The following is a 12,590-nucleotide window of genomic DNA, read 5'->3' on the forward strand; positions in this document are numbered from 1 at the left end:
CCGGAACGCCCCCGCGCCATACGTCGGATCACCGCCATGCTGCTCCTGATCGATAATTACGACAGCTTCACGTACAACCTCGTCCATTACCTGGGCGAGCTGGGCGCCGACGTGCGGGTGTGGCGCAACGATGCGCTGAGCGTGCAGGACGCGCTGGACCTCCGGCCCGAGGGCATCGTGCTATCCCCCGGCCCGTGCGACCCGGACAAGGCCGGCATCTGCCTGCCGCTGATCGACGCGGCGGCGACGGCCCGCATCCCGCTGATGGGCGTCTGCCTCGGCCACCAGGCCATCGGGCAGGCGTTCGGCGGCAAGGTGGTGCGCGCGCCGGTGCCGATGCACGGCAAGGTGGACAGCATCACGCACGGCGGCCGCGGCGTGCTGCGCGGCCTGCCCTCGCCGTTCCGCGCCACCCGCTACCACTCGCTGGTGGTCGAGCGCGAGACGCTGCCGTCGTGCCTGGAGATCGTCGGCGAGAGCGGCGACGGCCTGATCATGGCGCTGCAGCACCGCGAGCTGCCGATCCACGGCGTGCAGTTCCACCCGGAGAGCATCGAGAGCGAGCACGGCCACACGATCCTCGACAACTTCCTGGCCACCACCCGCCGCCTGGAGACCGCCGCATGAGCACCGCCGGCGACATCACCGACATGAAGGCGATCATCGCCAAGGTGGCGACCGGCACCAGCCTGTCCGAATCCGAGGCCGAACTCGCCTTCGACACCATCATGTCCGGCAACGCCACGCCGTCGCAGATGGGCGGCTTCCTGATGGCGCTGCGGGTGCGCGGCGAGACGGTGGAGGAGATCACCGGCGCCGCCCGCATCATGCGCTCCAAGGCCATCCACATCGAGCCGCCGCCGGGCACGGTGGACACCTGCGGCACCGGCGGCGACGGGGCCGGCACCTACAACATCTCCACCGCCGCGGCGCTGGTGGTGGCGGCCTGCGGCGTGCCGGTGGCCAAGCACGGCAACCGTGCGCTGTCGTCGAAGTCCGGCGCCGCCGACGTGCTGGCGGCGCTCGGCGTCAACCTCGACTGCGACATGGGTCTGGTAAAGAAGGCGCTGTGGGAGGCCAACATCGGCTTCCTGATGGCGCCGCGCCACCACCTCGCCATGCGCAACGTCGGTCCGACGCGGGTCGAGCTGGGCACGCGCACCGTGTTCAACCTGCTGGGGCCGCTGTCCAACCCGGCCGGCGCCAGGCGCCAGCTGCTCGGCGTGTTCTCGCCGCAGTGGGTGGAGCCGCTGGCGCACGTGCTGAAGCGCCTGGGTTCCGAGTCCGCCTGGGTGGTGCACGGCCAGGGCCTCGACGAGGTCACCACCACCGGCTCCACCACGGTGGCGCAGCTGAAGAACGGCGAGGTGACGGTGTTCGAGGTGACGCCGCAGGACGCCGGCCTGTTCCCCGCCAACCCGAGCGACCTCAAGGGCGGTGACGCCCAGGTCAACGCCGAGGCGATGCGCGCGCTGTTCGACGGCGCCCCGGGCGCCTACCGCGACATCGTCCTGCTGAACGCCGCCGCCGCCCTGATCGTCGGCGGCAAGGCCGAGGACCTGAAGTCCGGCGTCAGCCTCGCCCGCCATGCCATTGATTCCGGAGGGGCCCGCACCACGCTGCAACGCCTCGTCGCGGTCACCAACGAGACGGTGTCGGCAGAATGAGTGACGTCCTCACCCGCATCTGCGACGACAAGCGCGCCCACGTCGCCGCCTGCAAGGCCGCCCGCCCGCTCTCCGTGGTCGAGGCCGAGGCGCGCGCCGCCTTCCCGCCGCGCGGCTTCGTGGCGGCTTTGCGCCGCACCGTGGAGTCGGGCCGCTGGGGGCTGATCGCCGAGATCAAGAAGGCCAGCCCGTCCAAGGGCCTGATCCGCGCCGATTTCGACCCGCCGTCGCTGGCCTGCGCCTACAAGGCGGGCGGCGCCACCTGCCTGTCGGTGCTGACCGACGAGCCCTACTTCCAGGGCCGCGACGAGTACTTGGTGGCGGCCCGCGCCGCGGTGGATCTGCCGGTCCTGCGCAAGGACTTCATGCTCGATCCTTACCAGGTGGTCGAGGCCCGCGCGCTGGGCGCCGACTGCATCCTGCTGATCATGGCGGCGCTCGACGACGCCCGGGCGGCGGAGCTGGAGGAGGAGGCCATCGCCTGGGGCCTCGACGTGCTGGTCGAGGTGCACAACCGCGAGGAACTCGACCGGGCGCTGCTGCTGAAGACTCCGCTGGTCGGCGTGAACAACCGCAATCTCAAGACCTTGTCGATCGATCTTGCGACGACGGAGGAGCTGGCGCCGCACGTCCCGCCCGGCCGCACGCTGGTCGCCGAGAGCGGCCTGTACGGCCCGGCCGACCTGACGCGCATGGCCGGCGTCGGCGCCCGCTGCTTCCTGGTCGGCGAATCGCTGATGCGGCAGGACGACGTCACCGCCGCCACCCAGGCGCTTCTGGCGCAATAAGGGGATCCGCCCATGTCCGGCTTCACCCATTTCGATTCCGAAGGCCGCGCCGTGATGGTCGACGTCTCCGACAAGGCGGAGACGGAGCGCACGGCCACCGCCCGCGGCTCGGTGCTCATGCAGCCGGAGACCCTCAGGCTCATCATGGAGGGCGGCGTCAAGAAGGGCGACGTGCTCTCCGTGGCGCGGCTGGCCGGCATCATGGGCGCCAAGCGCACGCCGGACCTGATCCCGCTCTGCCACCCGCTGATGCTGACCTCGGTCAAGGTGGACCTGACCGTCGATCCGGCGCGCAACGCCGTGGACATCACCGCCACCTGCAAGCTGAAGGGCCAGACCGGCGTGGAGATGGAGGCGCTGACCGCCGTCTCCGTCGCGGCGCTCACCGTCTACGATATGTGCAAGGCGGTGGACCGCGGCATGACCATCACCGAGGTCCGCCTCGTCCACAAGGCCGGCGGCAAGAGCGGCGACTGGGGAACCGTCGGCGCATGATCTCCGTCGCCGAGGCCCGCGCGCGCATCCTCGCCGCCTGCCGGCCGTTGCCGGCCGAGACGGTGGCGCTGACCGACGCGCTCGGCCGCGTGCTGGCCGAACCGGTGACCGCCCGCCTGACGCAGCCGCCCTTCGCCGCGGCGATGATGGACGGCTGGGCGGTGCGCTCCGCCGACCTCGCCAACGCCACGCCCGCGTCCCCCGTCACCCTGGCCCGTGCTGGCGAGGCCTCCGCCGGGCATGGCTTCGGCGGCGCCCTCGGGGCCGGTCACGCCGTCCGCATCTTCACCGGCGCGCCCCTGCCCGAAGGCGCCGACGCCGTGGTGATGCAGGAGGACTGCACCGCCGACGCGGCCACCGTCCGCGTCCCGGTCTCCCCCCGTCCCGGCAAGTTCGTCCGCCCCGCCGGCCTGGACTTCAGCGAGGGCGAGGCGGTCCTGCCCGCCGGCCGCCGGCTGACCAGCCGCGACGTGGCGCTGGCCGCCGCCGCCAACGTGCCCTGGCTGAGGGTGCACCGCCGCCCGCGCGTCGCCGTGCTCGCCACCGGCGACGAGGTGCGGCTGCCCGGCGAACCGCTCGGCCCCGGCCAGATCGTCAGTTCCAACGCCTTCGGCCTGTGCGCGCTGGTGACCACCCAGGGCGGCGTGGCCAGCAACCTCGGAGTCGCCCGCGACACCGCGGAGTCGCTGGCCGCGCTGGCTGCGGCGGCCGACGGGTTCGACCTGCTGGTGACCGCCGGCGGCGCCTCCAAGGGCGACTACGACCATGTCCGCAGGGTCCTCGGCGGAACGCTGGAGTTTGACTCGGTCGCCATGAAGCCCGGCAAGGCGGTAATGTTCGGCCGCTTCGGCACCGTCCGTCTGCTCGGCCTGCCCGGCAACCCCGTGTCCGGCGCGGTGTGCGCCGTGTTGTTCCTCAAGCCGGCGCTCCAGGCGCTCCAGGGCATGGCGCCGGACACCCGCCGGCACGTCGCCCGCCTGGCCTCTCCACTGCCCGCCTGCGACTCCCGCGCCGATTTCGTGCGGGCGACGCTGGCCTACACCGACGCCGGCGAGTCGGTCGCCACGCCGTTCGCCAAGCAGGACACGGCCATGACCTCGCGCCTCGCCCGCGCCGACGCGCTGATCGTCCGCGAACCGGGGTCGCCGCCGGCCGAGCCCGGCGACCGGGTGGACATCATCCCTCTCGCCGAAGGCTGCCTGAACCTGTAAAATGATGTGCATCGCCCCTTGACGCCGTCCAGGAACCAAACTAGAACATCTAGTGGATGTTTTGCTTTTGTTCCCAAGATCCAGCGCGGCGCTCGCCGGGAGGCACATATGCTCACTCGTAAGCAGCACGAGTTGCTGCTCTTCATCAACGAGCGACTGAGCCAGGGCGGCGTCTCGCCCTCGTTCGACGAGATGAAGGACGCGCTGAACCTCAAGTCGAAGTCGGGCATCCACCGCCTGATCACCGGCCTGGAGGAGCGCGGGTTCATCCGCCGCCTGCCCCACCGCGCCCGCGCGCTGGAGGTGCTGAAGCTGCCCGAGGGCCTGGAGACCCGCGGCGGCGCCCGGCCGCCGCGCGCCAAGTTCCAGCCCAACGTCATCAAGGGCGACTTCTCCGGCGCCCTGCCCGGCCGCGACGTCGCCGTCGCGGCGGCGGAGACGGTGCAGCTTCCCCTCTACGGCCGCATCGCCGCCGGCACGCCGATCGAGGCGCTGCGCGACAATTCCAACACCGTGGATGTCCCCGCCACCATGCTGGCGTCCGGCGAGCACTACGCGCTGGAGGTCGCCGGCGACTCGATGGTCGAGGCCGGCATCCTCGACGGCGACACCGTGGTGATCCAGCGCTGCGAGACCGCCGAGAACGGCGCCATCGTCGTCGCCCTGGTGGACGACGGCGAGGTGACGCTGAAGCGCCTGCGCCGCAAGGGCAACACCATCGCGCTGGAACCCGCCAACGCCGCCTACGAGACGCGCATCTTCGGCGCCGACCGGGTGCGCGTGCAGGGCAAGCTGGTGGGGCTGTTCCGCAAGTACTGATCGAAGGGCGAACTGAACACCCCCCGCACACTGTTCCATGGTGTTTCACGGTGTTCCATTCGCCCTCCGTCACGACCGGCGCCCCCCTCATGAGACGGGACGCCCGCAAGCCGGGCGACGTCAGGGCACGGTCCACGGCCGTTGCCCGCGCCGGTCGCGCACGCTCTCCACCCGCACGCCGCCCGGCGTCAGGTACAGCGCGTGCGTTCCGCCGCGCCGCAGCGCCCACAGGTCGACCACCACCGGCGCGCGGCAGTGCCGTGCCGGCTCCAGGCTGACCATCGCATCGGCCAGCGCGCAGTCCTCCGCCTGCGCCTCGGCGTTGCGGGACAGGGCGACCGTGCGGCCGTCCTTGCGATAGACGCACCCCAGCGCGTCGCAGGCCAGCCGCCCGTCGGCGCTGCGCCCCGGCTTCGGCCACGGCGGCGCCGCCGTGTCCAGGCCGTCGCGCCGCAGCCACGCGGTGGCGGTGAAGCGCGCCGCGGTGTCGGTGGACAGGCTGAGCCGTCCGTCCGCCGCCCGCACCGCCAGCAGCTTGCCGTCGCCCGCCACAAGCACGTCCGGCCGCTCCGTCAGCGCCGGCGACGCCAGCCCGGCCAGCACCGGCAGCAGCCCCCACAGCCGCCAGCGCCCGCTCCACAGCGCCAGCCACAGCCCGCCCAGCACGATGGCGACCAGCCCCGCCTGCGGCATCGCCGGCACCAGCAGCGAGGCGCCGGGCAGCGACGCGGTGGCGTGCGCGGTCCAGATCACCACGCTCACCCCCCACCCCATGGCGACCAGCGCCGGCTGCTCCCAGCCCAGCGGCAGCAGCACGTAGGTCAGGATGCCCCAGGGCATGACCCAGAACGAGGTCACCGGCACCGCGAGCATGTTCGACAGCACGCCGTACAGCGCGACCTGCTGGAAATGGAACAGCGAGAACGGCGTCGTCGCCAGCGTGGCGATCACCGAGGACAGCGCGATGCCCAGGAAGTACAGCGCCGCCTTACCGAACCACCCCACCCCCAGCCGCCACGCCGCCAGCCGCGGCGTGATCGCCTCGTACGCCGCGATCAGCGCCAGCACCGCCCCGAACGACATCTGGAAGCTCGGCCCCAGCATGCCCTCCGGCAGCACCAGCAGCACCGCCATGCCGGCGAAGGCGATGACGCGCATGCTCATGGTGGTGCGGTCGGCCAGGATGGCGACCATCACCATGGCCGTCATCAGCACCGAGCGCAGCATCGGCACCTGCGGCCCCACCGCCAGCAGGTACCCCGCCGCCGCCAGGATGCCGCCGACCGCGGCGATCTTCTTGATCGGCCAGCGCAGCGCCAACGGCTCGACCAGCGCCAGGATCGCGCGCAGCGCCCCGAACACCAGCCCGGCGACCAGCGCCACGTGCAGCCCGGACACCGACAGCAGGTGCGCCAGCCCGCTCATCCGCATGTCGTCCATCACCGGTTTCGGGATGCCGGTCTGCTCGCCGTTCAGCAAGGCCGCCGCGATGGTCGCCTCGGCGGTGGGCAGCGCCGCCCGGCAGGCGTCGAAGATCCGCTCGCGCACGCGCTCGACCGCGGTCATCAGCCGCCGCCATGCGCCGGGCGGCGGCGCTTCCACGGGCTCCGGGCCGCTCAGGGCGAATCCGGTGGCGCCGATGCCGTCGAAGAAGGCGTTGCGCTGGAAATCGAAGGCTCCCGGTGCCGGCGGCGCCGGCGGCGGGTTGAGCATCGCGCGCAGCCGCACCACGCTCCCCGCCTCCGGCACCGCCAGCCGCCCCGACAGCCGCACCCGCACGCGCCCCGGCGTGGCATCCGGCGCCAGCCGCTCGACGCTGACCTCGCGCAGGACCAGCCGGGCGCCGTCCGGCAGGCGCTCGATGATCTCGACGCGGCCGGTCACCAGCGCCGGCCCGACCGGCTTGCGCAGCATCGGCTCCATCACCAGTGCGGTCCGCAGCTGCGCCGCTCCGAACCCGACCGCCAGCGCCAGCAGGGTCAGCGCCGCCGCCAGCCCGACCGGCCGTCGCCGCGCCGGCCACGCCAACGCCAACGCCATGGCGACCGCCGCGGCCCCCGCCCACGCCGGCGGTTCCAGCGGCAGCGCGAAGTACGCCGCCACGCCGCAGCCGGTGCCGACCGGGGTCCACAGGAACCAGCGGTCGCGCTCCTCGCCCAGCCGCTCGCCCAACCACGCCAGCGCGCGGCCGAGCGGCCCCCGCTCCACCGGCGGCGCCGCATCGAGAGGGGAGTCGTCGTCGAACAGGCCGTCGGTCACCGCGCCGCACACCACGGCTGCATGGAAGGCCCCTCCACGAAGCCGCCGAATGTGTTAAACCACCGCACCAGTGTACACGCGCCACACAGAAGAATTGAGTCACCGATGAGCGTCGTCACCCGCTTCGCGCCCTCCCCCACCGGCTTTCTCCACATCGGCGGTGCCCGCACGGCGCTGTTCAACTGGCTGTTCGCCAAGCACCACGGCGGCACCTTCCTGCTGCGCATCGAGGACACCGACCGCGCGCGCTCCACGCAGGCGGCGGTGGAGGCCATCCTGGACGGCCTGACCTGGCTGGGTCTGGATTGGGATGGCGACGCCGTCTCGCAGTTCGACCGCAAGGACCGCCACGCCGAGGTGGCGAAGCGGATGCTGGCCGAGGGCAAGGCCTACCACTGCTACTGCAGCCCCGAGGAGCTGGAGGAGATGCGGGCGGCGCAGAAGGCGGCGGGGCAGCCGATGCGCTACGACGGCCGCTGGCGCGATCGCGACCCGTCCGAGGCGCCGGCCGGCGTCGCACCGGTGATTCGCCTGAAGGCGCCGCAGACCGGCGAGACGGTGCTGAACGACCACGTGCAGGGCGAGGTGCGGGTGCAGAACCAGCAGCTCGACGACCTGATCCTGCTGCGCGCCGACGGCACGCCGACCTACCTGCTGGCCGTGGTGGTGGACGACCACGACATGAACGTCACCCACGTGGTGCGCGGCGACGACCACCTGACCAACACCTTCCGGCAGATCCAGATCTACAAGGCCATGGGCTGGGACCTGCCGGAGTTCGCGCACATCCCCCTCATCCATGGCCCGGACGGCGCCAAGCTGTCGAAGCGGCACGGCGCGCTGGGCGTCGATGCCTACCGCGACATGGGCTACCTGCCGGAGGCGATCCGCAACTACCTGCTGCGCCTGGGCTGGGCGCATGGCGATGACGAGATCATCTCGACCGAGCAGGCCATCGAGTGGTTCACGCTGGAGGGCATCGGCCGCTCCGCCTCGCGCTTCGACTTCGCCAAGCTGGAGAGCCTGAACGCGCACTACCTGCGCCAAGCCGACGACGCCCGGCTGGTCGGCCTGATCGCCCCGCGCCTTGAGGCGGACCTGGGCGTCGCGCTCACCGACGCGCACCGTGCCGTGCTGACCCGCGCCATGAACGGCCTGAAGCAGCGCGCCCGGACACTGGTCGACCTCGCCCAGAGCGCCAAGTTCTACGTCACGCCGCGCCCGCTGCCCGTCGACGACAAGGCCGCGGCCCTGCTGGACGCGGCCGCCGGCGCTCTGCTGACCGAGCTGTCGTCGCTGTTCGGCGCCGAGACCGAGTGGACCGCCGCGGCGCTCGAGGCGCGGGTGCGCGCGTTCGCCGAGGAGAAGGGCGAAAAGCTGGGCAAGGTGGCGCAACCGCTGCGCGCCGCGCTGACCGGGTCAACGGTGTCGCCGCCGGTCTTCGAGGTCGCCGAACTGCTGGGCCGCGAGGAGACTCTGGCGCGGCTGGCGGATTCATCGCAGCGCACAAGACGCTAATTTCCATGCGTTGATATCCGGCGCACGCGGAACTATGCTGCGCCGATTCGAACGGGCAGGAAACGCCCCCACTCATAATAAGGACGTGCCGAGATGACTCAGACCGCGGACACCGTCACTTTGATCGACAACCGCACGGGCAAGCAGGTCACCCTGCCCGTGCTGCACGGCGCCATCGGGCCCAGCGTGATCGACATCCGCAAGCTGTACGCCGAGACCGGCTACTTCACCTACGATCCGGGCTTCACCTCCACCGGCAGCTGTGAATCCTCGCTCACCTACATCGACGGCGACGAAGGTGTTCTCCTTCACCGCGGCTATGCCATCGACGAACTGGCCGAGAACTCCACCTTCCCCGAGGTCTGCTACCTCCTCCTCAACGGCCATCTGCCGAACGTGAAGGAGAAGGAGGACTTCGAGAACATCCTGCGCCGTCACTCGATGGTGCACGAGCAGCTGACCCGCTTCTTCAGCGGCTTCCGCCGCGACGCGCACCCGATGGCGGTGATGTGCGGCGTGACCGGCGCGCTCTCGGCCTTCTACCATGACTCGATCGACATCGACGATCCGTACCATCGGATGATCTCGTCGCACCGCCTGATCGCCAAGCTCCCGACGATCGCGGCGATGGCGTACAAGTACTCGACCGGCCAGCCCTTCATGTACCCGCGCAACGACCTGTCGTACGCGGAGAACTTCCTGTACATGACCTTCGGCACGCCGTGCGAGCCGTACAAGGTCAACCCGGTCCTGTCCAAGGCCATGGACAAGATCTTCATCCTGCACGCCGACCACGAGCAGAACGCGTCGACCTCGACCGTCCGCCTCGCCGGTTCGTCGGGCGCCAACCCGTTCGCCTGCATCGCCGCCGGCATCGCCTCGCTGTGGGGCCCGGCGCACGGCGGCGCCAACGAGGCGGTGCTGAAGATGCTCGAGGAGATCGGCTCCGTCGATCGCATCCCGGAGATCGTCCGCCGCGCCAAGGACAAGAACGACAACTTCCGCCTGATGGGCTTCGGCCACCGGGTCTATAAGAACTACGACCCGCGCGCCCAGGTCATGCGCGCCACCTGCCACGAGGTGCTCAGCGAACTGGGCATCAAGAACGAGCCGCTGCTCGACATCGCCATGGAACTCGAGAAGATCGCGCTCGAGGATCCGTACTTCGTCGAGAAGAAGCTGTACCCGAACGTCGACTTCTACTCGGGTATCATCCTGAAGGCGATGGGCTTCCCGACCAGCATGTTCACCGTGCTGTTCGCGGTGGCGCGCACCGTCGGCTGGATCTCGCAGTGGAAGGAGATGATCGAGGACCCGCAGCAGAAGATCGGCCGTCCGCGTCAGCTCTACCAGGGCGAGGCCAAGCGCCCGTTCATCCCGCTGGCGCAGCGTGGCTAACCGGCCGACAGCCCGGTTCGGATCGGGTGGCGCCGACGGCGCCACCCCGTCTCCGGCCGCGTTCATCGTCCCGGTGCGGCGGGCCCGTCTGGTGCACCCCGTCGCCAACGACAACACGCCGCCGCTTTCGCGGCGGCTGTTGCGTTATGGGCTGTTCGCGCTGATCGCGGTCGCGGTGGGCTTCCTCACCCTGGTCTGACGATCACCCCCCGCTGTTTAGCCTTGGGTGATCGGGATGTGCGGCGCATCGGCCGCCACGCGACCCAGCCATGCCCGTACGTTTCGAAAGTCCGAAAGATCGAACCCGCCCTCGTGCGCCACGTGGGTGTACGCGTACAGCGCGATGTCGGCGACGCTGAGCCGGCTCCCAACGAAGAAGTCGCGCCCTTCCAGTTGCCCTTCCATCACCCGCAGCGCGTCGTACCCCAGCTTCCGCTTGGCCGGCAGCGCCAGCGTACGCTCCGGCGTCATCTCGATGTTGTGGGTGATCCAGTAGCGTACGGTCGCCACGTTGGGCTCATGGCTGTACTGCTCGAAGAACATCCACTGCAGCGCCTGCGCACGCCCCAGCCGGTCGTCCGGCAGGTAGCGCGATCCCTCCGCGAGATACCAGATGATGGCGTTCGATTCGGGAAGGACGGTGCCGTCCTCCAGTTCCAGCGCCGGAATGCGGCCGTTCGGGTTCTTGGCGAGGAACTCCGGCGTGCGCGTCTCGGCGCGGTCGATGTCCAGGCCCACCCGCTCGTACGGAACGCCGAGCTTGTGCAGCATCAGCCGGCACTTGTAGCCGTTGCCGGAGGGCAGGAAGTCGTACAGGCGCAGCATGCGGTGTGTTCCCCTCTCTATTCATCCGATATCGGATGAGAACACGAATGCGGGACGCACGCCAGAGCGGGCGTTCAGCGGGCGACGCCAAGCTTGGCAAATCGCTTCCGGTCGGCTGCGCTCTCGTCGATCAACCACGCGCGGAAGGCGCGCAGCATCCGCCGCCCCTGCCCCTCGGCCGGCGCGGTCAGCACGTAGCGGTCGCCGATCGGCACGGCCGGACCGAAGGGGCAGACCAGCCGCCCCGCCGCCAGCGCGTCCAGCACCAGCGTCGGCCGGCCGAGCGCAACCCCCGCCCCGGCCATGGCCGCCTGCATCACCATTACGGAATCCGAGAAGCTCAGCCCTTGCGCGGTGTCGATTCCCTCCGCCCCGGTCGCGGCGCGCCACAGGCTCCAGTCCGGCGAATCACGGAAGTGCAGCAGCGTCTGCCGCGCCAGGTCCGCCGGCCCCCGAAGCCCATCGCACAAGGCCGGCGCGCACACCGGGAACAGAGGCTCCTCCGACAGCGTGGTTCCCTCGGGCATGCCGTCGCCGCCGCGCACGTAGCGGATCACCGCCCAGCCGGCTTCCGCCTCGGCCGGGCGGTCGAGGTTGCCGGCCTCGATGTCCAGCCGCAGGCCCGGCCAGCCGGCCAGGAAACGCCCCAGCCGCGGCACCAGCCACAACGCCGACCACGCCGCGGGCGCCGCGATGCGCAGCCGCTGCGGACCGCCGCTGGCGACGCGGTCCCAGCTCTCGTTCACCCGGCCGAAGCCGGCCGTGCAGGCGCGCGCCAGATCGCGTCCGGCGCCGGTGAGGACCAGCCCCTTCGGCGTGCGCTCGAACAGCAGCACGCCGACCCGCTTTTCCAGGTCGCCGACCTGCCGGCTGATGGCTCCGTGGGTGAGCCCGAGCTCGTCGGCGGCGCGCGTCATGCTGCCGTGGCGGGCGGCGGCCTCGAAGGCGGCGAGTGCGGTGAAGGGAAGGCGCGGCATGGCGGAGCAAGGCGGTCGCTGTGAGAAATCCTCACACCCGTGAACGCCGAAGTCAATTGCGCGGCACTGGGCGCGGCGGCACGCTCAGCGCATGCGAACCATCGGGAAGACCACGATGACCATCACCGAGATCCGCAGCCTGGATGACCCGCGGGTGCTCGCCGGACTTTGGGCGCTTCTCGAAGACAGCGTCAACGGCGGCGCCTCGGTGGGCTTCCACCCGCCGCTCGGTGCGCCGGCGAACGCCGCCTACTGGGCCGGGGTGGCCGAACAGGTGAAGAGCGGCGCCACGGTGCTGCTGGCCGCCGGCAACGACGACGGCGAACTCGTGGGCACTGTGCAGCTTGCCCTCTGCCCGAAGCAGAACGGCCCACACCGCGCCGAGGTGCAGAAGCTGCTGGTGCACTCCGCGCATCGCCGCCGCGGCCTGGGCCGCCGCCTGCTCGCCGCCGCCGAGGAGCGCGCCCGCGCCCTCGGTCGCACGCTGCTGGTGCTCGACACCCTGGAAGGCCGGGAGGCGGTGCCGCTCTACCTCGGCGCCGGCTGGATCGAGGTCGGTCGCATTCCCGGCTACACCGTGGAGGCGGACGGCAGCCGCCACGCGACCGTGGTGTTCTACAAGCCGCTGTGAGG

At 71.1% G+C, this 12,590-nt stretch carries 13 protein-coding genes; 10 read left to right on the top strand and 3 right to left on the bottom strand.

The features are described from left to right. Positions 1-36 precede the first annotated feature (36 nt). From ACRWK7_RS23710 to lexA, 6 genes are all read left to right on the top strand, one after another. Positions 37-627, top strand: a complete 591-nt coding sequence (locus ACRWK7_RS23710) for an anthranilate synthase component II (RefSeq protein ID WP_431858788.1) — start codon at positions 37-39, stop codon at positions 625-627. Next, positions 624-1,667 carry an anthranilate phosphoribosyltransferase gene (gene trpD / locus ACRWK7_RS23715; RefSeq protein WP_431858789.1) on the top strand — a complete coding sequence of 348 codons (1,044 nt, stop codon included), beginning with the start codon at positions 624-626 and terminating at the stop codon, positions 1,665-1,667. The genes ACRWK7_RS23710 and trpD overlap by 4 nt, the downstream gene beginning before the upstream one ends. Beyond that, on the top strand, positions 1,664-2,455 hold the full coding sequence (trpC, locus tag ACRWK7_RS23720; RefSeq protein ID WP_431858790.1) for an indole-3-glycerol phosphate synthase TrpC: 792 nt from the start codon (positions 1,664-1,666) through the stop codon (positions 2,453-2,455). Before trpD ends, trpC begins: the two co-directional genes overlap by 4 nt. Before the next feature lie 12 nt (positions 2,456-2,467). Continuing rightward, a complete protein-coding gene (moaC, locus tag ACRWK7_RS23725; protein ID WP_431858791.1) occupies positions 2,468-2,950 on the top strand; it encodes a cyclic pyranopterin monophosphate synthase MoaC in 483 nt (160 codons plus the stop codon). Continuing rightward, the gene (locus ACRWK7_RS23730; RefSeq protein ID WP_431858792.1) at positions 2,947-4,161 is read left to right on the top strand and encodes a molybdopterin molybdotransferase MoeA; all 1,215 of its coding nucleotides are present in this window, start codon (positions 2,947-2,949) and stop codon (positions 4,159-4,161) included. The genes moaC and ACRWK7_RS23730 overlap by 4 nt, the downstream gene beginning before the upstream one ends. 108 nt (positions 4,162-4,269) lie before the next feature. Beyond that, positions 4,270-4,980: a transcriptional repressor LexA gene (lexA, locus tag ACRWK7_RS23735; protein WP_431858793.1), complete on the top strand. Its 711-nt coding sequence runs from the start codon at positions 4,270-4,272 to the stop codon at positions 4,978-4,980. Between the two features lie 120 nt (positions 4,981-5,100). On the opposite strand, the gene ACRWK7_RS23740 is transcribed toward lexA, so the two are convergent. Further along, on the bottom strand, positions 5,101-7,239 hold the full coding sequence (locus tag ACRWK7_RS23740) for a ComEC/Rec2 family competence protein (protein WP_431858794.1): 2,139 nt from the start codon (positions 7,237-7,239) through the stop codon (positions 5,101-5,103). Between the two features lie 105 nt (positions 7,240-7,344). Between ACRWK7_RS23740 and gltX the strand changes: the two genes are divergently transcribed. The 3 genes from gltX to ACRWK7_RS23755 all read left to right on the top strand — a co-directional run bounded on the left by gltX (position 7,345) and on the right by ACRWK7_RS23755 (position 10,354). Beyond that, positions 7,345-8,757 carry a glutamate--tRNA ligase gene (gene gltX, locus ACRWK7_RS23745; RefSeq protein ID WP_431858796.1) on the top strand — a complete coding sequence of 471 codons (1,413 nt, stop codon included), beginning with the start codon at positions 7,345-7,347 and terminating at the stop codon, positions 8,755-8,757. A 93-nt stretch (positions 8,758-8,850) separates the two neighbouring features. After that, complete coding sequence (gene gltA, locus ACRWK7_RS23750) at positions 8,851-10,155, top strand: citrate synthase (protein WP_431858797.1); 1,305 nt, start codon at positions 8,851-8,853, stop codon at positions 10,153-10,155. Continuing rightward, complete coding sequence (locus ACRWK7_RS23755; protein WP_431858798.1) at positions 10,148-10,354, top strand: hypothetical protein; 207 nt, start codon at positions 10,148-10,150, stop codon at positions 10,352-10,354. Before gltA ends, ACRWK7_RS23755 begins: the two co-directional genes overlap by 8 nt. Before the next feature lie 17 nt (positions 10,355-10,371). Here the strand turns inward: ACRWK7_RS23755 and ACRWK7_RS23760 are convergent, their stop codons facing one another. Together ACRWK7_RS23760 and ACRWK7_RS23765 are read right to left on the bottom strand one after the other, a co-directional pair. Further along, the gene (locus ACRWK7_RS23760; RefSeq protein ID WP_431858799.1) at positions 10,372-10,980 is read right to left on the bottom strand and encodes a glutathione S-transferase family protein; all 609 of its coding nucleotides are present in this window, start codon (positions 10,978-10,980) and stop codon (positions 10,372-10,374) included. Positions 10,981-11,054: 74 nt separating this feature from the next. Then, a complete protein-coding gene (locus ACRWK7_RS23765; RefSeq protein WP_431858800.1) occupies positions 11,055-11,957 on the bottom strand; it encodes a LysR substrate-binding domain-containing protein in 903 nt (300 codons plus the stop codon). Positions 11,958-12,072: 115 nt separating this feature from the next. On the opposite strand from ACRWK7_RS23765, the gene ACRWK7_RS23770 reads away from it, so the two are divergent. Next, the gene (locus ACRWK7_RS23770; protein WP_431858801.1) at positions 12,073-12,588 is read left to right on the top strand and encodes a GNAT family N-acetyltransferase; all 516 of its coding nucleotides are present in this window, start codon (positions 12,073-12,075) and stop codon (positions 12,586-12,588) included. Positions 12,589-12,590: the final 2 nt, after the last annotated feature.

It is taken from the genome of Azospirillum sp. (assembly GCF_050789165.1).

Coding starts and splice junctions, on each gene's coding strand:
- ACRWK7_RS23710 (WP_431858788.1), top strand. CDS start 37: ATGCTGCTCCTGATCGATAATTACGACAGCTTCACGTACAACCTCGTC.
- trpD (WP_431858789.1), top strand. CDS start 624: ATGAGCACCGCCGGCGACATCACCGACATGAAGGCGATCATCGCCAAG.
- trpC (WP_431858790.1), top strand. CDS start 1,664: ATGAGTGACGTCCTCACCCGCATCTGCGACGACAAGCGCGCCCACGTC.
- moaC (WP_431858791.1), top strand. CDS start 2,468: ATGTCCGGCTTCACCCATTTCGATTCCGAAGGCCGCGCCGTGATGGTC.
- ACRWK7_RS23730 (WP_431858792.1), top strand. CDS start 2,947: ATGATCTCCGTCGCCGAGGCCCGCGCGCGCATCCTCGCCGCCTGCCGG.
- lexA (WP_431858793.1), top strand. CDS start 4,270: ATGCTCACTCGTAAGCAGCACGAGTTGCTGCTCTTCATCAACGAGCGA.
- gltX (WP_431858796.1), top strand. CDS start 7,345: ATGAGCGTCGTCACCCGCTTCGCGCCCTCCCCCACCGGCTTTCTCCAC.
- gltA (WP_431858797.1), top strand. CDS start 8,851: ATGACTCAGACCGCGGACACCGTCACTTTGATCGACAACCGCACGGGC.
- ACRWK7_RS23760 (WP_431858799.1), bottom strand. CDS start 10,980: ATGCTGCGCCTGTACGACTTCCTGCCCTCCGGCAACGGCTACAAGTGC.
- ACRWK7_RS23765 (WP_431858800.1), bottom strand. CDS start 11,957: ATGCCGCGCCTTCCCTTCACCGCACTCGCCGCCTTCGAGGCCGCCGCC.
- ACRWK7_RS23770 (WP_431858801.1), top strand. CDS start 12,073: ATGACCATCACCGAGATCCGCAGCCTGGATGACCCGCGGGTGCTCGCC.